Annotated in this window: 20 protein-coding genes; 9 read left to right on the forward strand and 11 right to left on the reverse strand. The window is 62.1% G+C overall.

What is annotated here, in order from left to right; genetic code table 11:
- Window positions 1-207 precede the first annotated feature (207 nt).
- Entirely contained in the window at window positions 208-1332 is a 1125-nt protein-coding gene (locus AC0QUY_RS23500) for a hypothetical protein (RefSeq protein WP_475388617.1), read from the forward strand.
- Here AC0QUY_RS23500 and AC0QUY_RS23505 read toward each other — a convergent pair.
- From AC0QUY_RS23505 to AC0QUY_RS23515, 3 genes are read right to left on the reverse strand one after another with little or no spacing between them, the layout of a single operon-like run.
- Window positions 1329-1922 carry a Smr/MutS family protein gene (locus AC0QUY_RS23505; RefSeq protein ID WP_475388587.1) on the reverse strand — a complete coding sequence of 198 codons (594 nt, stop codon included), beginning with the start codon at window positions 1920-1922 and terminating at the stop codon, window positions 1329-1331. The genes AC0QUY_RS23500 and AC0QUY_RS23505 overlap by 4 nt on opposite strands.
- On the reverse strand, window positions 1919-3487 hold the full coding sequence (mltA, locus tag AC0QUY_RS23510; RefSeq protein ID WP_475388588.1) for a murein transglycosylase A: 1569 nt from the start codon (window positions 3485-3487) through the stop codon (window positions 1919-1921). Before mltA ends, AC0QUY_RS23505 begins: the two co-directional genes overlap by 4 nt.
- Entirely contained in the window at window positions 3465-4166 is a 702-nt protein-coding gene (locus AC0QUY_RS23515) for a Tim44/TimA family putative adaptor protein (RefSeq protein WP_161850977.1), read from the reverse strand. The genes mltA and AC0QUY_RS23515 overlap by 23 nt, the downstream gene beginning before the upstream one ends.
- Window positions 4167-4591: 425 nt before the next feature.
- Here AC0QUY_RS23515 and secB point away from each other — a divergent pair, with 425 nt between their 5' ends.
- Window positions 4592-5080, forward strand: a complete 489-nt coding sequence (gene secB / locus AC0QUY_RS23520) for a protein-export chaperone SecB (RefSeq protein ID WP_057862246.1) — start codon at window positions 4592-4594, stop codon at window positions 5078-5080.
- 111 nt (window positions 5081-5191) lie between these two features.
- On the opposite strand, the gene dnaQ is transcribed toward secB, so the two are convergent.
- From dnaQ to AC0QUY_RS23540, 4 genes are read right to left on the reverse strand one after another with little or no spacing between them, the layout of a single operon-like run.
- A complete protein-coding gene (dnaQ, locus tag AC0QUY_RS23525) occupies window positions 5192-5893 on the reverse strand; it encodes a DNA polymerase III subunit epsilon (RefSeq protein WP_475388589.1) in 702 nt (233 codons plus the stop codon).
- A gap of 29 nt (window positions 5894-5922) precedes the next feature.
- On the reverse strand, window positions 5923-6522 hold the full coding sequence (gene coaE, locus AC0QUY_RS23530; protein ID WP_161850975.1) for a dephospho-CoA kinase: 600 nt from the start codon (window positions 6520-6522) through the stop codon (window positions 5923-5925).
- Window positions 6523-6550: 28 nt separating this feature from the next.
- A complete protein-coding gene (locus AC0QUY_RS23535; RefSeq protein WP_161850974.1) occupies window positions 6551-7159 on the reverse strand; it encodes a Maf family protein in 609 nt (202 codons plus the stop codon).
- Between the two features lie 10 nt (window positions 7160-7169).
- A complete protein-coding gene (locus tag AC0QUY_RS23540) occupies window positions 7170-8009 on the reverse strand; it encodes a pyruvate, water dikinase regulatory protein (RefSeq protein ID WP_161850973.1) in 840 nt (279 codons plus the stop codon).
- 453 nt (window positions 8010-8462) lie between these two features.
- On the opposite strand from AC0QUY_RS23540, the gene hemJ reads away from it, so the two are divergent.
- The 7 genes from hemJ to AC0QUY_RS23575 all read left to right on the forward strand — a co-directional run bounded on the left by hemJ (window position 8463) and on the right by AC0QUY_RS23575 (window position 16832).
- Complete coding sequence (hemJ, locus tag AC0QUY_RS23545) at window positions 8463-8909, forward strand: protoporphyrinogen oxidase HemJ (RefSeq protein ID WP_475388590.1); 447 nt, start codon at window positions 8463-8465, stop codon at window positions 8907-8909.
- Window positions 8910-9166: 257 nt separating this feature from the next.
- The gene (gene rho / locus AC0QUY_RS23550) at window positions 9167-10432 is read left to right on the forward strand and encodes a transcription termination factor Rho (protein WP_057834504.1); all 1266 of its coding nucleotides are present in this window, start codon (window positions 9167-9169) and stop codon (window positions 10430-10432) included.
- Between the two features lie 299 nt (window positions 10433-10731).
- The gene (gene mnmE, locus AC0QUY_RS23555; protein WP_475388591.1) at window positions 10732-12069 is read left to right on the forward strand and encodes a tRNA uridine-5-carboxymethylaminomethyl(34) synthesis GTPase MnmE; all 1338 of its coding nucleotides are present in this window, start codon (window positions 10732-10734) and stop codon (window positions 12067-12069) included.
- A 125-nt stretch (window positions 12070-12194) separates the two neighbouring features.
- Window positions 12195-14078: a tRNA uridine-5-carboxymethylaminomethyl(34) synthesis enzyme MnmG gene (mnmG, locus tag AC0QUY_RS23560; RefSeq protein WP_475388592.1), complete on the forward strand. Its 1884-nt coding sequence runs from the start codon at window positions 12195-12197 to the stop codon at window positions 14076-14078.
- A gap of 134 nt (window positions 14079-14212) precedes the next feature.
- A complete protein-coding gene (gene rsmG / locus AC0QUY_RS23565) occupies window positions 14213-14911 on the forward strand; it encodes a 16S rRNA (guanine(527)-N(7))-methyltransferase RsmG (RefSeq protein WP_475388593.1) in 699 nt (232 codons plus the stop codon).
- Complete coding sequence (locus tag AC0QUY_RS23570; RefSeq protein WP_475388594.1) at window positions 14908-15756, forward strand: ParA family protein; 849 nt, start codon at window positions 14908-14910, stop codon at window positions 15754-15756. Before rsmG ends, AC0QUY_RS23570 begins: the two co-directional genes overlap by 4 nt.
- 191 nt (window positions 15757-15947) lie before the next feature.
- Window positions 15948-16832, forward strand: a complete 885-nt coding sequence (locus AC0QUY_RS23575; protein WP_475388595.1) for a ParB/RepB/Spo0J family partition protein — start codon at window positions 15948-15950, stop codon at window positions 16830-16832.
- Between the two features lie 140 nt (window positions 16833-16972).
- On the opposite strand, the gene AC0QUY_RS23580 is transcribed toward AC0QUY_RS23575, so the two are convergent.
- Genes AC0QUY_RS23580 through leuS form a run of 4 tightly spaced genes read right to left on the reverse strand, consistent with a single transcriptional unit; the run spans window position 16973 to window position 21528 of the window.
- A complete protein-coding gene (locus AC0QUY_RS23580) occupies window positions 16973-17329 on the reverse strand; it encodes an ADP-ribosylation/crystallin J1 (protein ID WP_475388596.1) in 357 nt (118 codons plus the stop codon).
- Window position 17330: 1 nt separating this feature from the next.
- Window positions 17331-18359 carry a DNA polymerase III subunit delta gene (gene holA, locus AC0QUY_RS23585; protein WP_475388597.1) on the reverse strand — a complete coding sequence of 343 codons (1029 nt, stop codon included), beginning with the start codon at window positions 18357-18359 and terminating at the stop codon, window positions 17331-17333.
- 6 nt (window positions 18360-18365) lie between these two features.
- Window positions 18366-18917, reverse strand: coding sequence for an LPS assembly lipoprotein LptE (lptE, locus tag AC0QUY_RS23590; RefSeq protein ID WP_475388599.1), 552 nt, complete (start codon window positions 18915-18917; stop codon window positions 18366-18368).
- Entirely contained in the window at window positions 18904-21528 is a 2625-nt protein-coding gene (gene leuS, locus AC0QUY_RS23595; RefSeq protein WP_475388600.1) for a leucine--tRNA ligase, read from the reverse strand. The genes lptE and leuS overlap by 14 nt, the downstream gene beginning before the upstream one ends.
- Between the last annotated feature and the right edge of the window lie 84 nt (window positions 21529-21612).

The raw sequence follows: 21612 nt of genomic DNA on the forward strand, positions 1-21612 counted from the left end.
CGAACGCGCGCCCGATGACAGGCTCCGCGAAATCCGGGATCGGTGAATCCGCTGGCGGCAAGGCCCCGGATTGCGCTGCGCTCCATCCGGGCTACGCGCCCAAATCTCCATTGTGCGTTTTCGCTGGGGCCGCTATCCCGTCTGTTACGCCGGCCTGTGGTTATGGGTCCCGGCTCGCGCTATCGCTTGACCGGGACGACGATGAATCTGGATTTGCGGGTGTGGGAAAACCCCTGGCGGTTGATGCTGGCCGTCAATGCCGCCGTGCTGATCGGGGTCTTCTGGCACAAGATCACGCTGCCGCCCTATGTTCCCTATATCCATCTATTGGTCGATTACCATTTCGGCTTCACCAAGCGCGCGCTGATCGGCGCGGTCATCTCGTTGTTTGCGGCCAAGGTGCCGGTGTGGCTGGTGTTCGCGCTGGGCGGCGCGGCGTGGCTGATCACGGCAGGACTGTTCGTGCAGCTATTCCGGCGAACGTTCGGCTTCGACGAGAAGCATTTGCCGCTGTTCGTGTTCATGGCGGGCTCGCCGTTCTTCCTGAAGAACTTCATGCACACGCTCGGGCATTTCGATATTTATGGATGCCTGTTCGCGATCTGCCTGCTGCTGTTTCCGGCGCGGTCGCTGGCCTATGTGCTGCTCGCGGCGGTGTTCTCGGCGACGCTCGTTCTGATCCACCACATCCATCTCCTGATGTATGTCCCGACGATCGCCGCCATTGTGGTGTTGCTTCATTATCTCGTGCAGGGCGTGAGCCGGCAGAATGCCACCGTTGGCCTCGCATCGCTCGCTGCCATAGGCCTGCTCTTCATCGCCGCGCAATTCTACGGCACGATGGCGGTGCCGGAGGCGGAATTCGTCTCCTATCTGCAAAGCCGGATGGCGAACCCATCGCAAACCAAATTGCTGAGCTTTAGCTATATCTGGTATCAGCCGCTGTCGAAGGAGGTCTTTGATACCTGGCAGCGGCTGCCGCACAACCTTCTTGGCATTCCGGTATTTGCGCTCCTGATCTGGCTGCACACGCCGCTCTGGCGATATTTCTTAAATCTGATCGCGACGTTATCAATGGAAGCACATCGCCGCATCGTCGCTGCTGCAATCGTTGTCGTCAGTCTCGGCTATCTCGTCATGTTCGCGATGATATTCGATTATTCCAGGTGGATTTCGAATTGGACCGTTTGCATGTTCCTGATCCTGTATGCGGTGAAAGCGCTGCCGGCTTCAAAGGACACGCCGCCGATATCAGCGGACGATCGTAAGACCGTGGTGTTCGGCTGGATCGTTACGCTGATCCCTCGCGTCGGAATCGTGCGTCCGTTTTAAACTCGCGCCCGTCGCACCCGAACGTACAAGGCGCCCTCGCCGCCATGGCCGATATGGGCTTCCTCGAAGCCGACCACCAGCGAGCGGAATTCCGGCAGGCCGAGCCATTGCGGCACCTGGCGGCGCAACACGCCGCGTTCGGATTCCGCGCCCATCTTGCCCTTGCCGGTTATGATCAGGACGAACGTCAGCCCGTCATGATGGGCGCGTTGCAGGAAGCCGAACAGCGCGCGATGCGCCCGCGTCTGCGTCATGCCGTGCAGGTCGAGCCTTGCATCGATCTCCTTGCGGCCACGTGACAGGTGCGATCGTTCGCGGCGGCCGATCGGCGCCAGCGGCGGTGGCTCCGGCCTTGAAGGCAGAACGATTCGCGCCGGCGCGGCATGCTTTGGCCTAGCGGCCAGTTTGGGCGCGATCTTGGTATTGGCTTCGGTTGAAGCAACCGACGGCTTCGCGACGCGGTGGCGCTTGCGCAGCGGCTTGACCTGCTTGGCGACGCTCTCCCACAGCGCGCGCTCCTCGTCGCTCAGGCCGCGCTTGCGTCGTGGTGGCTCCAATTCGGGTATCAAGCTGGAAGAACGGCGTTTCATCGACGGTGGCGATATCGGCGCAGGTGACGCGGCTGCGGTGAAACTGCTTCAACTTTCGGTCGCGGCTCGGGAAGCGGGACCGGTGTTGCCACTGCGGCCTGGACGGCCGGCGCTTGCGAAGTCCCGGCTGCGGGCGGTGCCGCCGCCGGGGCCGCAGGCTTGGCGTTAGTCGCGGCGGTAACGTCCGGCGGCTTCGCAGGATTCTTCAACGGATCGGTTTGCGGGAACAGCCTTGCGATCTGCTCCGATGGCCGCGCGTCGGGCAGCGGCATCTTGCGGCCGCGCGCGCCGGGATCGAGGCTCTTCGGCACCAGCATCACGAAGCGCGCATTGTGACGGAGGCGGCCGGCAACCTTGCCGGCATCGAGACCGGCGCCAAAATAAAGGTCGGCGCGCGCGGGACCGACGATGGCGGAGCCGGTGTCCTGAGCGATCATCAGCCGGCGGAACGGCGTCTTCGACAGCTCCGATTCGATCGGCAACTCGCCTTCGATGAAGAACGGCGTGCCATAGACATGCAGCGCCTTGTCGACCGCAATCGACCGGCCCGGCGTCAGCGGCACGCCCTGTGCGCCGACCGCCTCGTCCTTGTCGGAAAGCTGCACCTCGCGGAAAAAGACGTAGGACTTGTTCTGGCGCCGCAGCTCGTCGGCCTCGTTGGGATTCTGCTCCATCCACTCCCGGATCTTCTGCATCGACATCTGATCCTTGGGGATGATGTTGCGCTCGATCAGGATGCGGCCGACCGCCGTATAGGGAAAGCCATTATGGGCATCGTAATTGATACGAAGGGTGGAGCCGTCGTCGAGGCTGACCCGCGCCGAACCCTGGATCTGCGAGAACAGCAGGTCGGTCTGTTCCTTCAGAAAACAAATTTCGAGGCCGCGGCCGGCAATCGCACCGTCCTCGATCTCGGCGCGATCGTAGTAAGGCACGAGCTTGCGGCGACCGATCTTGCGGAACACCTGGCCCTTGTTGGGCAGACCGACCGAGCCCTGCGTGGTGCCGCGGACGAACAGGTTCGACGGCCGGCGGTATACCGGCACTTTGTAGACCTCGTTCTCGGTCCGCGAGCCGTCGACGATGGGTTCGTAATAACCGGTGACAAAACCCTCGCCTTCGCCAAGCCGCGAAATGCGCACGGGAAGAAAGTGCTCCTCGAAGAACGCCCGCGCCCTCGCGCCATCAGATAGTTCGAGACCTTTGGCGGTACGGCAGGGATCGCGCAGCGAGGTGCCGAGCGCCTTCGGATCGGCAGGCGGTTTTTGTTGCGCCGCTATCGGCCTGCAGCTGACCCTAAATGCCTTGTAAGCGGCAAGATGATCATCCGCGCTCCAGCCCGCGATCTCGGACCAGGCGACGGGCGCATACTGGCCGCCGCTGATCTGAAACGGCAGTTCAAGCTCCGGATATGGCAGATGCCGGACGGGCGGCGGCGAAGGCTTTTGCGAACGCGCATGACGCGCGGTTGCGGCATCCACCGGAGCAAGCGACCACGCCAAAGCGACCACGCCAAACGCGAGCCTCGCAAGGCTCGGCGACTTAGCCCGCGCTTCCGGTGCCAACCAGCTTCCAGTTCGGATCGCGAGAGCTCGTGTCGCGGGCGAATGTCCAGACATCGGTGATATCGGCGACCTTATCGGGGTTGCCATCGACGATGGCGCCGGTCTTGTCGCGAGTGACCGAGATCATCTGCGACACGAAGCGAACGGTCAGCTGCGCCGCGCGGTCGCGGGCTTCTGCGCTCACCAGCTCGGCCTTGTCGATCGAAACAAACCGCGTTTCGGTCTTCTGCTCGTGCTTCTCGCGATCCTTGATCACGGCATCGAAGCTCTCATAGACCTCGCTGGACAGGAGATCCTTCAACGCGCGGCGGTCGCCATTGGCGAAGGCCAGCACGATCATCTCGTAGGCGCTGCGGGCGCCGGAGAGGAAGTGCTTGGGATCGAACGAGGAGTCCTGGGCGGCGATACCGTCAAGACCTGCGGCGAGCGGCGTGCCCGGCTCGGCAATGTCCTTCCAGCGATCGGCCGGCGTTACATCGGCGTTCGGCGGCATGGGCGCCTGGTCAATGACGGTGCCCGGCATCGGAACCACGTTATTATTGTCCTGCGTCCGTTGCGCGACAGTGGGCGCGGCGCGGTCATAGGGCCGCTCGCTCCCGGTGCGCTGGCCGAGGACACTGCGCAGGCGCAGGAAGATAAAGACCGCCAGCGCCAGGAAAATGATGGTGTAGATATCCACGTCGTATTCGCTTTCTGGTTCTAGCGCCGGCAACGGGCCCGGCGGTCGAGCGTTCCCTGATGAGAGATTCTCTTATGAGGTTTCCCTGGGAACGGGAGATTACATCATCGATTGAGACTGCTGCATGTAGGCATGAAACTATGCCCGGCCAATGGCGCGTTTTGGCGCGGGGTAATTGTAGCGCGTTTTGGCCGCGAGGGGAAACCCGATCGTGTCCGGAAATCACGCATATTCAATAATTTAGGATGCGTATTGAGCCTCCGGCGAGGCGGTATTAGGCATATCCGCCACATTTGGCGGCCGGGCCGCTCCGCCGCCGGGCCGTCGTCCTTGTGGAACGAGCCGGGGCTATGATAGCCACTCGCCCGGAAAACACATTCAAACGAACCCGGGCCGCGCTCGCGAGCGCTTCAGGAGAGATTTTCATGACCAATGGCAACGGCGCGCCTTCCGAGCAGGCCCCTCCCCAGCTCAATGTGCTGGCCCAATACACCAAAGACCTGTCGTTCGAGAATCCGAACGCGCCCTCTTCGCTCGCGCCGCAACAGCAGCAGCCGGCGATCAACATCCAGATCAACGTTGCGGCGAACAATCTCGCGCAAAATGAGTTCGAAGTGACGCTTTCGATCGAGGGCAAGGCTGAAAATGGCGGCAAGGTGATGTTCAGCTTCGAACTCGCCTATGCGGGCGTGTTCCGCATCGTCAACGTGCCGCAGGAACAGCTTCATCCGCTGGTCATGATCGAATGCCCGCGGCTGCTGTTCCCGTTCGCGCGCGAGATTATCGCGACTGCCGTGCGCGACGGCGGCTTCCCGCCCTTGATGCTTGATCCCGTCGATTTCGTCGGTCTGTACCGCCAGAACATGGAGCGGCAGGCTGCGGCGCAAGCCGCTTCCGGCGCGAAGCCGAGCTAAAGCAAGCGAACACAGGTCTCAGATACAAAATCTCGAAAACAACCCCATGCACAGTAGAATGGGGCCCGGCTCGCGGCCCTCGGGCCGCTTGCATCCGGGGTGCGTCCTGCCTTAGCCGGCGGCCGGCAGAAAATCGTTCCAGATTGGCTTGTCGCCCAATGTGGCGATGAAAGCGCGATGAGCCTCGCGGTCGGCGTCGGTGATTCGCGGCGTCAGCGGCACCTCGCGCTGCCGGCGCGGCGTTTCGCCAAATCCGTTGCTGACAGTGACGCGGGTTTCCGACGCCAGGATCAGTTGCGACTGCCGCGCCCCGATCAGGTCGATATAGACCTCGGCCAGAAGTTCAGCGTCCAGCAACGCGCCGTGCTTGGTGCGGCGTGAATTGTCGATCGAATAGCGCGAGCAGAGATCGTCCAGCCGGTTCGATACGCCCGGATGCTTGCGTCGCGCCAGCAGCAGCGTATCGACCAGTCGTTCTCGCAGGATCGGCTGCCGCTTGATGCGGTCGAGCTCGGCATTAATGAAGCTGACGTCGAACGAGGCGTTGTGAATCACCAGCGGCGCGTCGCCGATGAAATCCAGGAACTCCTCGACCACTTCGTGGAATAGCGGCTTGCTGGCGAGGAACTCGGTGGACAGGCCGTGCACGTTAAATGCTTCGGCCGGCATGTCGCGCTCGGGATTGATGTAGCGGTGAAACGTCTGCCCGGTCGGCATGCGGTTGAAGATTTCGATGCAGCCGATCTCGACCAGCCGGTCGCCGCGCAGCGGGTCGAGGCCTGTGGTTTCGGTATCGAGAACAATTTCGCGCATGGATTTTGGGACCGCAGCTCTACGGCGAATCAAGTTCGCCGTTGCGGCATCTTAACGACCGCGGCCAGAATGTCGCGGATGGCGGCCCGCACCGGCTCCAGTCCATGCGAGGTATCCACCACGAAATCCGCCCGCTTGCGCTTTTCGGCGTCGGGCAATTGCCGCGCCAGAATGGCGTCGAGTGCCTCATTGGTCATGGTGCCGCGCGCCAGGATTCGTTCGCGCTGGGTCGCCGCATCGGTGCTGACCACGACCACGGCATCGACGCGTTTCTCGCCGCCGGTTTCGAACAAGAGCGGGATATCCATCACCACGACCGGCGCGCCGGAGCGTTCGGCCTCGTCGAGGAATTTCTGGCGGGACGCGCCGAGCATCGGGTGAACGATTCCCTCGAGCTGCTTGATGGCGGCGGGGTCCTGCACCACCTTGGCGGACAATTTGGCGCGATCGACCTTGCCGCCGACCGTCGTGCCGGGAAATGCCGCTTCGATCGCCGGCGCCGCCTCGCCCTCATAGATTTTGTGAACGGCGGCGTCGGCGTCGTAAACCGGCACGCCCGCCTCGACGAACAGCTTCGCGGTGGTGGATTTTCCCATCCCGATCGAGCCGGTCAGTCCGAGAATACGCATTCAGCTCGCCGTTTCCAAAAAGGTGGTCCTAGACATTGAGCAGGCCCTCGCCGCGCAGGAATGCCAGCAACGGCAGCAGCGGCAGGCCGAGAATGGTGAAATGATCGCCCTCGATCCGCTCGAACAGATGCACGCCCAGCCCTTCGAGCTGATAGGCGCCGACGCTGGTCGTGACCGCCTCACCCGCTTGATCTAGATAATTTTCGATCTCGCTTTCGCTCAAACGCCGCATCGTCATTTTGGCAACGCTGACATCGCAAAATCCTATCTTGCCGTCGCGGGCAACCGCAACGGCAGAGTGCAGTTCATGCGTGTGGCCGGCAAGCAGGCGCAATTGATCCGCCGCCTGTGCGCGCCCCGCCGGCTTGCTGAACAGCCGGCTTCCCAAAGCCAGGGTCTGATCGGCGCCGACGACATGGCGGCCGGGATTCTTTGATGACACGAACTGCGCCTTTTCGCGCGCCAGCAGACCCGCAATCTCGCCAGGCGATGAAAGGCCGGAATTGGTCTGCAGCGCGCGCTCGTCGATATCGGCGGGAACGGCCTTGAAGGGAATGCCGGCGTTGGCGAGCAGAGTTTGCCGTGCGCGGCTCTGCGAAGCGAGAATCAGCAGATCTTTTTCGCGCCAGATGGTCATCGTATCAGCTTCATTCCGGCAGCCGCTGCCGCTGTCGGTCGGTGAACAGCTTTAGCACTGCGGCGGCAGTCTCCTCGATCGAGCGTCGCGTGACATCCAGCTGCGCCCAACTAAATCTGGCACTCAGCTTACGCGCGTAGGCGACTTCGTCGGCCACAGACTGACGATCGATGTAATCATCGTTGGGCGTATCCGCACCCATGCTCAGCAATCGGTTTTGCCTCACCTGGATCAACCGCTCGGGCGTGGCGTGCAGACTGACGACCAGTGGCTTTTTCAATGTCTCCAGCTGGTGCGGCAGCGGAATGCCCGGCACCAGTGGCACATTCGCAGTACGGACACCGCGGTTAGCAAGATAGATCGAGGTCGGCGTCTTCGAGGTGCGGGATACGCCGACCAAAACGACATCGGCTTCCTCCAGGCCTTCGACGTGCTGTCCGTCGTCATGCATCATGGTGTAGTTCAAGGCATCGATGCGCTTGAAATATTCCGCGTTCAGAACGTGCTGGGCACCCACCCTGCCCGTCGTTGCCGCGCCGAGATAAGCCTCGAACAATTGCATCACCGGCCCAATGATAGAGAGGCTCGGGATATTGATGTCCCTGCACTTGGCCTCCAGCCGGCCGACCAGATCCTTTTCCAGCAGCGTAAAGAGCACGATGCCCGGCGCCTCCTCGATCTCGTCGAGCACGCGGTCGAGCTGCTTCTGACTGCGCACCAGGGGATAGACATGTTCGACCGCGGTCACGTTGGCGTATTGCGCAGCCACCGCGCGCGCCACCGTAATGAGCGTCTCGCCGGTCGAGTCGGAGACCAGATGAAGATGAAAATAATTGCCGGTCGTGGGCACCAGAACCCCTGTGTAATCCTGTGAATCCTGTGGAGCTTAACCGCGTTATCAGACCCCGCGTCGCCGCCTCAGGGATAACCCTTACCTTTCTTCACAGGGCCACACGAGAGGACAAGTCCGCCAGCTCATCGCCATGATAGTGGGAAGGTGTGGATTTGTCTCTTCATAAGCTGGCCACGAAACGGCACAAGCAATTGATGTGCGTGGCGTTATCAGGATGATGCAATGTCCGGCCGAAATTGGGGACGGTTGTGAACAAGCCTCGCAAACATGCGGGATCGTTTTGCGTGAGTCATAATCACCGTCACTTAGACTCAAACCTAAGATTCTAAAATTATTAGTTTAGAGAAGCGGAGCTTTGCGGATATGTCTTGCGTCCCACGTTGGCAGCGCTTCTTCGCAACGCCGGGATGATCGGAACGTTCCAGAGACGAACAAGGCCTGGCGACTGCAATGTACGAGTTCACCATCCTCACGGCATATCCCTGGATCAAGGCGCTGCATGTGATTGCCGTCATCTCGTGGATGGCCGGCATGCTCTATCTGCCGCGGCTGTTCGTCTATCATTGCGAGGCCGAGGTCGGATCGAAGCAGTCCGAGACCTTCAAGGTGATGGAAAGGCGATTGCTGAAGGCGATCATCAATCCCGCGATGATCATCACCTGGCTGGCCGGGCTCTATCTGGCCTGGAGCGGGGATTGGTACACATCCGGCTGGTTTCACGCCAAACTGACGCTGGTGCTCATCCTGTCGGGCGTCCACGGGTTTTTTGTCCGCTGGGTTAAGGATTTCGCCGCCGACCGGAATACCAGAAGCCAGAAATTCTATCGTATTATCAATGAGGTACCGACCGTCCTGATGATCTTCGTCGTCATCCTGGTTATCGTGAAGCCGTTCTAGGACGCGTTTTCGCTGATACGGCCGTTTCTCATCTGCTTGCGAAGCGGCGGCCGATTTTCTATATTATCGAAATCCCACCCCACGCAGGCGGATGTGGCTGCGTTCCGGCTCCTTCATTGGACCGGCCGCCGCATCAGGTTTGAAGCCTCACCGGCGCTTTCCTTGCTTAGACCTGCGGACCTTCCATTTTTCGTGTCCGCTTTTTTCTAAAGCCACCTCGCACCCCTTCTCAAAAGACACTCCACAGGACCACCCCAATGCGGGAAATGAAACTCCAAGACCTCAAATCGAAAACGCCGGCCGAGCTTGTAACGTTCGCCGAAGAGAGCGGGGTCGAAAATGCCAGCACCATGCGCAAGCAGGAGCTGATGTTCGCCATTCTCAAGCAGCTCGCGATTCAGGAAATCGACATTATCGGCGAAGGCGTCGTCGAGGTTCTCTCCGACGGCTTCGGCTTTCTGCGTTCGCCCGACGCCAACTACCTGCCCGGCCCCGACGACATCTACGTTTCGCCGTCGCAGATCCGCCGCTTCGGTCTTCGCACCGGCGACACCATCGAAGGCCACATCCGCAGCCCGAAGGAAGGCGAACGCTATTTCGCGCTGCTCAAGGTCAACACGCTCAATTTCGAAGATCCGGAAAAGTCCAAGCACAAGGTCAATTTCGACAATCTGACGCCGCTGTTTCCGGACCAGCGCTTCCGCCTCGAACTCGAAGACCCCACGCGAAAAGACCTTTCTGCAAGGGTGATCGACATCGTCGCGCCCATCGGCAAGGGCCAGCGCGCGCTGATCGTGGCGCCGCCGCGCACCGGCAAGACGGTGCTGATGCAGAACATCGCACACTCCATCACCGCCAATCATCCTGAGTGCTATCTGATCGTGCTCCTGATCGACGAGCGTCCGGAAGAAGTCACGGACATGCAGCGCTCGGTGAAAGGCGAGGTGGTGTCGTCGACCTTCGACGAACCCGCCGTACGTCACGTCCAAGTCGCCGAGATGGTGATCGAGAAAGCCAAGCGTCTCGTCGAGCATGGCCGCGACGTCGTGATCCTCTTGGACTCGATCACGCGTCTGGGCCGAGCCTACAACACCGTGGTGCCGTCATCTGGCAAGGTGCTGACCGGCGGTGTCGACGCCAATGCGCTGCAACGGCCGAAACGATTCTTCGGCGCCGCGCGCAACATCGAGGAGGGCGGTTCGCTGACGATCATCGCGACCGCACTGGTCGATACCGGCAGCCGCATGGACGAAGTCATCTTCGAAGAATTCAAGGGCACCGGTAACTCCGAACTGATCCTCGACCGCAAGGTCTCGGACAAGCGGACCTTCCCGGCGATCGACATTTCGCGCTCCGGCACCCGCAAGGAAGAGCTGATCACCGATCCGCAGCTCCTGAAGAAGATGTACGTGCTGCGCCGGATCCTCAATCCGATGGGCACGATGGACGCGATCGACTTCCTGCTCGACAAGCTCCGCAACACCAAGAACAACTCGGAGTTCTTCGATTCCATGAATACCTGAGCCGTCAAACCGGGCTTGGGGGAGGGCGCCTCGCACCAGTGGGGCGCCCTTTTTCATGCTGCGCGTGCCGCTGCGGTGCGAATGCAGCATGCGAAAACTGGTCTTAGCGATTGGTTAACCATATAAGGTATTGAATTTTATTCCTATTTATTGCTGTGGGATGTTCGGGGAGGGCGCCTCTCCGGATTTTGCAGCATTTTTTGCGGAGTCTTTTCACGGCAGAGCAGCGGCATGGCCTGCGCGGTCAGGCCTCGAACTGAATCGCGTTGCCTTTTCAAAACCTCCCGCGCAAATAGGCCATGCATCCGCGAGACCAGACGATTTTTGCGCTGTCATCGGGCCGGCCACCGAGTGCGATCGCGTTGGTGCGCGTCTCGGGTTCGCAGGCCGGAAAGGTCGTGACGGCCCTGGCCGGCAAATTGCCGCCACCGCGAATGGCCACCCGCGCCCTGCTTCGGGGTGTCGGCCAGCGGCCGATCGACGACGCCGTGGTACTTTGGTTTCCAGGTCCGGCCAGTGCGACCGGCGAAGACGTTGCCGAATTTCACGTCCACGGCGGACGCGCGGTGCTGGCGGCTTTGTTCGCGGCGCTGTCCGCGTTCGAGGATGTTCGCATCGCCGAGCCCGGAGAATTTACGCGGCGCGCGTTCGAGAACGGCAAGCTTGATCTCACCGAAGCCGAAGGCCTCGACGATCTCATTCACGCCGATACCGATCGGCAGCGGCGCCAGGCATTGCGTCAATTGAAGGGGCTGCTTGGCGACCGGGCGCGCGATTGGCGCGCGCGGATCATCGAGGCGTCTGCCTTGGTCGAGGCCGGGATCGATTTCTCGGATGAGGGCGATGTGCCGGCAGAGTTGATCGCGCCGGCCCTGGCAAAGGTCGAAGCGCTGCTGGCCGAGATCGAGGAAGTGCTGGCGGGGCAGGGGCGGAGTGAGCGGCTTCGCGATGGCCTCGTCGTCGCGATCGCCGGCCCGCCGAACGTCGGTAAGTCGACGCTGATGAATCAGCTCGCGCGCCGTGAGGTCGCGATCGTCTCTCCGCATGCCGGCACTACCCGCGACATCATCGAGGTGCAGCTCGACCTCGACGGCTATCCGGTAACCGTGATCGACACTGCCGGCATTCGCGAGACCGACGACCCGGTGGAGCAGGAGGGCGTTCGTCGCGCCCGAGCTCGTGCGGCAGACGCGGATCTCGTGCTGTGGCTTTCCGACTCTCCGCAAGCGGCGATCGATCACGACGGGAGCGCACCGATCTGGAAGGTGCGAAACAAAATCGATCTCGCGGAGGCGGGTCGGCCATTGGCCGAGGCCGGGAAACCGAGCCAGCCAAGTTTCCAGATTTCGGCGAGCCGCGGCGACGGCCTACCGGAGCTGATTAATGCCCTGGTCGAGTTCGCCCAAAGCTACTTTGGCGGCAGCGAGGCTGGCGTGATCGGCCGTACCCGACAGCGGAAGTTATTGGAAGATGTGGTCGCCGCGTTGCGCCGCTGTCTCGCCGTGGTCGGGAAGGGTGAAGAACTTGCGGCGGAAGAACTGCGCTCAGCCTCCCATTCGTTGGGCAGACTATTAGGCCGCGTGGACGTCGAGGACATCCTGGACGTCATCTTCCGGGAGTTCTGTGTAGGTAAGTAAGACTTCCTTATCCATAAATGTTTCACGTGAAACAGAGGGGCGGGCCAGCCGCTGGTGTTTCACGTGAAACAAAGATTCCTCAAAACCACTTCCGGGTTTTCCAACTCCGCGATAGAAGTCCCGGCATGATTTCCGAAGCAGACTCCTTCGACGTCATCGTCATCGGTGGCGGCCATGCCGGCTGCGAGGCCGCGAGCGCGGCTGCGCGGATGGGCGCGAAGACGGCTTTGGTGACCCATCGGTTTGCGACCATCGGAGCGATGTCCTGCAATCCCGCTATCGGCGGGCTCGGCAAGGGCCATCTGGTCCGTGAAGTCGACGCGCTGGATGGTCTGATGGGTCGCGTGGCCGATGCCGGAGGCATCCAGTTTCGGATGTTGAACCGCCGCAAGGGTCCGGCGGTCCGCGGACCGCGCGCCCAGGCGGACCGCAAGCTTTACGCCGCCGCCATGCAGACCGCGGTCCGGGAGACGGCGAACCTCAGCGTGATTGAAGGCGAGGCGGATGAGCTGATCGTTTCGAATGGCCAGGTGAGGGGCGTACGGCTGGGGTACGGGCGTGAGCTTGCGGCCGCTGCGGTCGTTATCACGACAGGCACCTTCCTCCGGGGGCTCATCCATCTCGGCGAAAAGAACTGGCCCGCCGGCCGTGTCGGGGAGGCGCCGGCGATGGGGCTTTCGGCGTCCTTTGAGCGTGTCGGGTTTACACTGGGGCGGTTGAAGACCGGCACCCCGCCGCGGCTCGATGGCAAGACCATCGACTGGTCCGCGGTGGAGATGCAGCCCGGCGACGACCCGCCGGAGCCGTTCTCGGTCATGACCGACCGGATCACGACGCCGCAGATCCAGTGCGGGATCACGCGGACGACCCCGGCGACCCATGAGGTAATCCGCGTCAACGTACATCGCTCGCCAATGTATTCCGGCCAGATCAAGAGCAGCGGCCCGCGTTATTGTCCGTCGATCGAGGACAAGATCGTCCGCTTTGGCGATCGCGACGGGCACCAGATCTTTTTGGAGCCGGAAGGGCTCGACGACTCCACCGTCTATCCCAACGGCATCTCGACCTCGCTGCCGGAAGAGGTGCAGCTCGCAATCCTCGCGACCATTCCCGGCCTCGAGAGGGTGAAGATGGTCCGGCCGGGCTACGCCATCGAATACGACCATGTCGATCCGCGGGAGCTTGAGCCGACCCTGCAGACCAAGCGTCTGCCCGGTCTCTTCTTGGCTGGGCAGATCAACGGCACGACAGGATACGAAGAGGCGGCGGCTCAGGGGATCGTAGCCGGTCTGAACGCTGCGTTGATGGCGGGCGGCACTGATCCGATCGTGTTCGATCGCGCTGACGGGTATCTCGGGGTGATGATCGATGACCTCGTGACCCGCGGGATCACTGAGCCGTACCGGATGTTCACCTCGCGGGCCGAGTACCGTCTGACGCTTCGAGCCGACAACGCCGATCAGCGTCTGACGGACAAGGGTATCGCTCTGGGCTGCGTAGGGCAGGCGCGTTCGCAACGGCATCGCGAGAAGATGGCTGCGTTGGAGGCCGCCAAGGCGTTGGCCAAGTCGCTGGCCATCACTCCCAACGAAGCGGCCAAGCACGGCCTTGCGCTCAACCGCGACGGCCATCGCCGATCGGCATTCGAGCTGCTGGCCTATCCGGAAGTCGAGTGGACGACCCTGCGCGGTATCTGGCCCGAGCTCTCCGCTATCGATCCGTCGATCGCCGTGCATCTCGAGATCGACGCCAAATACGATGTCTATCTCAAGCGCCAGACCGCCGACGTCGATGCCTTCCGACGCGACGAAGGTTTGATCCTGACCGGGATCGACTATGCCGATGTGCCCGGACTTTCGAATGAGGCCCGGTCAAAGCTTCAGGCGGCCCAGCCACGGACCGTGGGGCAGGCGGGTCGGCTTGATGGTTTGACGCCGGCGGCGCTTGGAATTCTGGCGGCCTATCTACGGCGCGAGGCGCGGCGGAAGAGCGCGAAGGCGACAGCTTAAGAATCTGTTTCACGTGAAACGTTGATGTAGGATGGGTGGAGCGAAGCGATACCCAATCGCTGCTGATGCCCGACAGATGGGTATCGCTTTCGCTCCACCCATCCTACGATCCAAACCCACCTGAGACCCGTTCAATGGCGAAAGCCGCTGCCGAGATCCCCTCGCCGATCCTGGCCTCCGACAAAGCAGCCGCACTGGCCCTCACGCCCGTTTCAAGTGAAACGGAGGCCCGGCTCGAACGCTACGTCGCCCTCCTTCTTGAGTGGCAGATCAAAACGAATCTCGTGGCGCCCTCCACGCTTCCGCATCTCTGGACACGGCACATTTCCGACTCGCTGCAACTCCTCGACCTGGCACCATCAAAAAAAATCTGGGTCGATTTCGGCAGCGGCGGCGGATTTCCCGGCGTGGTGCTCGCCTGTGCATTGGTGGAAACGCCAGGCGCAAATGTGCATCTGGTCGAGAGGAACGCCAAAAAGGCCGCCTTCCTGCGCGAGGCAATTCGCGTAACTTCCGCGTCTGCAATCGTGCATTTGGCGGGAATCGGGGATATTGTGGATAGAATTGGAAGTCGCGTTGATTGCGTCACTGCGCGGGCGCTGGCTCCATTACATCAACTTGTCGGCTTCGCGGAGCCGTTTGTGAGCGATGGCGCGAAAGCGCTGTTTCTCAAAGGCCAAGATGTAGAGGCTGAATTGACCGAAGCCACTAAATATTGGAATATTCAACCGCGACTCCATTCCAGCCGCACGGGCGGGCACGGCTGGATCGTCGAACTCGATCGGATCGAGCGGCGCAACCCCTCCGCGATCACACATGGCGATCGGGCATGAGCGAATTAGATCAGTTATATCAAGAAGATAGAGACCAAACTCCACCGCCCCATCCACGCATCCTGTCGCTCGCGAATCAGAAGGGCGGCGTCGGCAAGACCACCACGGCGATCAATCTGGGCACCGCGCTCGCGGCAATTGGCGAGCGCGTCCTGATCGTCGATCTCGATCCGCAGGGCAACGCCTCTACCGGTCTCGGCATCGATCGGCGCAACCGCAACTGCTCGACCTATGACGTGCTGATCGGCGAAGCGCCGCTGCGCGATGCGGTCGTTGCCACCGCGGTGCCGAGGCTGCACATCGCGTCCTCGACCATGGATCTGTCGGGCCTCGAGCTCGAACTCGGCACGACGCCCGGCCGCGCGTTCCGCCTGCGCGATGCGATCGCAGCGCTGAACAAGAACGCCGCGCCCGACACCGATTACACCTATGTGCTGATCGATTGCCCGCCCTCGCTCAATCTCCTCACCGTCAATGCGATGGCGGCGTCGGATGCGATCCTGGTGCCGCTGCAATGCGAGTTCTTCGCGCTCGAAGGTCTGTCGCAACTGCTGCAGACGGTGGAGCAGGTGCGCTCGACCCTCAATCCGAACCTGTCGATCCACGGCATCGTGCTGACCATGTTCGACTCCCGCAACAACCTGTCGAACCAGGTGGTCGCCGACGTCAGGCAGTTCATGGGCGGGAAGGTCTACGACACCATGATCCCGCGCAACGTGCGCATCTCCGAGGCGCCGTCCTACGGCAAGCCGGTGCTGGTCTACGATCTCAAATGCGTCGGCAGCGAAGCCTATCTAAAGCTTGCGACGGAAGTGATCCAGCGCGAGCGCGAGCTGAGGCATTAGAGGGAAATGTCGGATGGGTTGAGCGCAGCGATACCCATCAAGTCGCGTGGTAAAGATGATGGGTTTCGCTACGCTCAACCCATCCTACGCGCTGCCGCGAGAGTCGGTGGGCACGCTTTGCTTTTGCCCACCCAACGATCACCGAATTCAGTTCCGGAGTAGCTTAAGTGAATCCTAGGGAGTTGGCGGCGATGGCCGACGAAACGCGTTCGCGACTGGGTCGTGGTCTCGCAAGTCTGATCGGGGACGTCGGCGGTGAGGCCGCGCATGTCGAACGCCCGCGCAACCAGCGCAAGGTGCCGATCGAATTTTTGAAACCGAATCCGCGTAACCCGCGCCGGACCTTTTCCGATGCCGAGCTCGGCGAGCTTGCGGCCTCCGTCAAGCAGCACGGCGTGATTCAGCCCATCGTGGTGCGGCCGGTGAAAGGCACGCAGGACCGCTACGAGATCATCGCCGGCGAACGACGCTGGCGCGCGGCGCAACTCGCCAGCCTGCACGAAGTGCCGATCGTCCCCATCGAAGTCAGCGACAGCGACGCACTCGAGATCATGATCATCGAGAACGTGCAGCGCGAAGACCTCAATGCGATGGAAGAGGCGCAGGGCTATCACGCGCTGGCCGACGAATTCAAACGCAGCCAGGAAGACATCGCCAAGGAAGTCGGCAAGAGCCGCAGCCACGTCGCCAACATGATGCGGCTGACGAAATTGCCGGCGGAGGTGCAGGCCCTTATTGCGAACGGCGAATTGTCGGCCGGTCACGCCCGCGCGCTGATCGGCGTGCCCGATCCGCTGGCCGCAGCCAAGCGCATCGTCGCGGAAGGTCTCAACGTCCGCCAGACCGAAGCGCTGGCGCATGAAGAGGGTGTGCCGGAGCGCAAGCCGCAGAAGGCGAGGGGCGGCGGCAGCAAGACAAAAGATCCCGACACGATCGCGCTGGAGAAGCGCGTCAGCGATGCGCTCGGCCTCACCGTGACCGTCAACCACCGCGACCCCGGCGGCAGCGTCCAGATCAGCTATCGCAATCTCGAACAGTTGGATGAGGTGATGCGACGGCTGGAGAAGGGGAATTGATAAGTCTCTCCGCGTCATTGCCTGCGACAAACGCGAAGCGTTTGCGCAAGGGAGCGATAGCGACGAAGCAATCCATTCCTCCACTTGTGGCGCGATGGATTGCTTCGCTTCGCTCGCAATGACGGTCGGAGAGCGCGGCGTCAGCGAAACTCGGCGACGACTTCGATCTCACCCACGATGGCCGCATTGAAAGCGGCCATTTCCTCGGCAGGAATCCAGTACTCCAAATGAGCCAAGCCACCAGCCTTTTGGACACTGTAGTTTTCCAGGAAACTCCGTCTGACTTGAAAACGAGTGACATAGCCAGAGCCGCTGGCCGGCACGTTCCAGTCACGGGCAATCTTCACCGCGTATTCTTCTGAGAGCACCGGATAGAAGATGGGCTGATCGGGAAGTCGCGGCGGAAACGCGCGCATTCCGCTGTTGCGAATCAATTCCAGCTCCTTCGGTCCAACCGGACGCCAAAGGGTTACGGCGTCCTCCGCCCCATCCGACATCTCACCCCCGTCGTTTCGCATTGGCCGCAATCGATAGCAGTGTGCGCAGCCCGATGGCTGACGCCAGCGAGGCCTGTTTGCGCATGTCGAGCGCCGCGGTCCCAAGCTGATCGATGATGCCGGCGAGCCGGGCGGGGCTGAAATTACGCAGCGCGATTTCGACGGCGCCCTTGCGCGAAAAGTGCAGGCGCGGATAGCCGCTTTCGAGCAAGGTCGAGACCGGCGTTCCTTCCGCGACCGCGAGCGCCGATTTGTGCAGCCAGGCCGCCTGGCGCTGCGCGGCGGAAATGATCACGCCGGGATAGGTGCCGGCGACCATGGCCTTGGCAAATTCGCCTTCGACCAGGTCCGGCTTGCCGGCAAAGGCGCCGTCCACGATCGGGTCGAGTTTCAGCTCGGAGGCGTCGGACACGACGGTCATGACATCGTCGAGCGCGATCTCGCCCTTGCCGTGGGAATAGAGCGCGAGCTTGCGCAGTTCGTTGCGCGAGGCCTGGCGGTCGCCGCCGAGCAGCGACATCAGCACGGCGCGCGCATCGGCGGCAATGCGCAAATTGGACGTCCGCAATTCCTCGTCGATCAGTCTCGACAGATCGCGCTCGGTGTCGGGATAGCAGGCGATGGCGACTGCGGTCTTGGCGCGCTCGCAGGCCTTGCGCAGCGGCGATTCCGGCCGGAGCTCACCGGCCTCGATCACGATGCGGCAATCCTTCACTGGCGAATCGGCCAGCGTATCGACGCCGCTGGCAAAACTGCGGGAGCCGGCGCGCACGCGGATCGCCCGTCGGCCGCCGAACATCGGGATCGTCATGGCTTCATCGACCAGCCGCGACGGCTCGGCCGCCAGCTCGTCGCCGTCGAGCCGCACCAGCGAAAAGGGATCGTTGGGATCGTCGACCGCCGACGCAATCAACGCATCGGCGCGCTCGCGCACCAGACCGGCGTCCGGACCGTAAAGCAGGATGATGGGACGGCCGGCATCAGGCCGGGCGAGAAAAGTGTCGATGTCTTTTCCGCGGAGCGCGACCAATGGCGGTCAGGTGCCGGCGTAGAAGAACGACGCCAGCCGGGTCTGGATGTTTTCCGCAATTTCGTTGGCGGCGCGATCCTCGGCATCGCGGAAGGCGCGGGCGCGGGCGAAGCGCTGCAGATTGCCCGGAATGTCGTAAGACACGCGGGAGAAGGTCGTGCCGGTCATGACCGACTTGTTGGTGGCAAGGTCGATCAGATTGTACTGCGCGTCGATGCCGTAATTTTCGCTCGACGGCAGCGCGGTGTTGGGATCGATCATCAGCGAGGAGCGCGAGCTGGTGAAGCGCAGCACCAGGCGGTGGGTCGGCGGCATGCCGGTGGCGTTGCCGTAGAGCTTGAACGCCAGCGCGTTACGTATCTCCACCTGGATTCGGGCTTCCCGCGACGCGTTGGGCTTGTCGACCGGTGGGACTTCCACGCCCATCAGCTTTTCGCGCAAGCCGGGCTTGCCGTCGGTACGTTCGGCATACATTGGCTGGAAGCAGCCGGCCGTGAGCGCCGCCAGAGCGGCGACGGCGATGAGCCGAACGGCGATCCGGGTCTTAGCCAACGACATTCACGATCCTCATGGGAACTACGATTACCTTGCGGACAGCCTTGCCGCCGAGAGCGACTTTTACCGCATCGAGCGCCAAAACGGCAGCCTCAATTTCCGGATTTTGGGCGACCCGTGGCACGGTAACATCACCCCGCTTCTTGCCGTTGACCTGGACCACCAGCGTCACGGTGTCTTCAACCAGCAAATCGCGTTCGATTTGGGGCCAGTTGGCCTCTGAAATCAGCCCCTGCTGGCCCAGAACCTGCCAGCACTCTTCAGCCAGATGGGGCATCATGGGCGCAATGAGCTGAACCAGGATGGTCGCGGCTTCCCGAACCGCCCAGGCGGTATCGGCCGCCGGCTTGCCGCCCTTCCCCAGCACCTCCGCCAGCGCATTGGCGAATTCCCGGACATGGGCCAGGCAGACGTTGAAGTGCAGCCGCTCGATGCCTGACGAGACCTTGTCGAGCGCGCCGTGGGCCGCCTTGCGCAGCGCCAGCGCCTCGGGGCCGAACGTGGCCGGCCGGTCGGCAGCTGCCGATTTGGCGATTTCGGCCGATTCGTTCACCAGCCGCCACAGCCGCTGCACGAAGCGTGAGGCGCCCTGCACGCGCTCGTCGCTCCAGATCACGTCGCGGTCGGGCGGGGAGTCCGACAGCATGAACCAGCGCGCGACGTCGGCGCCATAGGTCGCGATGATGTCATCGGGGTCGACGGTGTTCTTCTTCGACTTCGACATCTTCTCGATGGCGCCGATCGAAACTTCCTCGCCGCCCTCGATCATCGTTGCGCGCCGTTCGCCGCCGATGACCTCGACCTTCACCTCGGCCGGCGTGACATAGGTGCCGTCGGCCTTCTGATAGGTCTCGTGCACCACCATGCCTTGCGTGAACATGCCGGCGAACGGCTCGTCCATGTTGATATGGCCGGTCGCCTTCATCGCGCGGGTGAAGAACCGGCTGTAGAGCAGATGCAGGATCGCGTGCTCGACGCCGCCGATATACTGGTCGACCGGCATCATCCGGTCGGCGACTGCAGGCGTGGTCGGCGCTTTCTCGTTCCAGGGATCGGTAAAGCGCGCAAAATACCAGGACGAATCCACGAAGGTGTCCATGGTGTCGGTTTCGCGGCTAGCCTTGCCGCCGCATTTCGGGCAGGTGACGTGCTTCCAGGTCGGATGATGGTCGAGCGCGTTGCCGGGCTTGTCGAAGGTTGCGTCCTCCGGCAGCGTCACCGGCAACTGGTCGTCCGGCACCGGCACCACATCGCATTTCGGGCAATGGATGACAGGGATCGGGCAGCCCCAATAGCGCTGGCGCGAGATGCCCCAGTCGCGCAGGCGGAAATTGATCTGGCGCTCGCCGACCGGCTCATTGCCCCGTATCTCCGATTCCAGCCGTTTTGCAATCTCTTCCTTGGCCTCGTCGATGGTCATGCCATCGAGGAAACGGGAATTGATCATGCGGCCATCGCCATCATAGGCGGTGTCGGTGATCACGAAGCTTTTTGGGTCCTGACCCTCGGGACAGACCACCGGCGTGACGCCGAGATTATATTTATTGACGAAGTCGAGGTCGCGCTGGTCGTGGCCCGGGCAGCCGAAGATGGCGCCGGTGCCGTATTCCATCAGCACGAAATTCGCGACGTAAACCGGCAGCTTCCAGTTCGGATCGAACGGGTGAACCGCCTTGATGCCGGTGTCAAAACCCTGTTTCTCGGCGGTGTCGATGATTTCCTGCGCGGTGCCGATCTTCTTGATGTCAGCGATGAACTCGGCGAGCTTTGGATTCTTCGCCGCCGCGGCTATCGCCAGCGGATGGTCGGCCGAGATCGCCATGAATTTTGCGCCGAACAGCGTGTCCGGCCGCGTCGTGAATATCTTCAGCTCGGTTTCGCCCGCCGGCGTCGTTGCAGCATCCAGCGCGAAGCGGATCAGCAGGCCTTCGGAGCGGCCGATCCAGTTGCGCTGCATCAGCCGCACCTTGTCGGGCCAGCGGTCCAGCCCGTCGAGTGCGTCCAGCAGCTCCTGCGAGTACTTCGTGATCTTGAAGACCCACTGGCTCATCTCGCGCTGTTCGACGATCGCGCCCGAGCGCCAGCCGCGGCCGTCGATCACCTGCTCGTTGGCGAGCACGGTCATGTCGACCGGATCCCAGTTGAGCTTGCGCTTCTCGCGTTCGGCCAGGCCGGCGCGCAGCATGTCCAGAAACATCTTCTGCTGATGCTTGTAATAGTTGGGGTCGCAGGTCGCGAATTCTCTGCTCCAGTCGAGCGACAGCCCGATCGACCGCAACTGCTTCTTCATCGCGGCGATGTTGTCGTAGGTCCACGCCTTTGGCGCGACCTTGCGCTCGATTGCGGCGTTCTCCGCCGGCAGGCCAAAAGCGTCCCAGCCCATCGGGTGCAGCACGTTGAAACCCCTGGCGCGCATGAACCGCGCCAGCACGTCGCCCAGCGTATAGTTCCGGACATGGCCGATATGGATGCGCCCGGACGGGTAGGGGAACATCTCGAGCACGTAGTATTTCGGCCGCGGGTCATCGTTTTTCGACGCAAAGATCGCCTTTTCGTCCCACTGGCGCTGCCAGCGAGGCTCGGAATCACGGGCGTTGTAACGTTCGGAGGTCATGGAATTGCAGGGCTTTTTGTGGATTCGGGTCCCGTCCAGAGGACGGCGGACTAGGCCACAAAAGCGGCTGCGGGGTCAACGGGT

The organism is Bradyrhizobium sp. WYCCWR15520 (genome assembly GCF_056174665.1).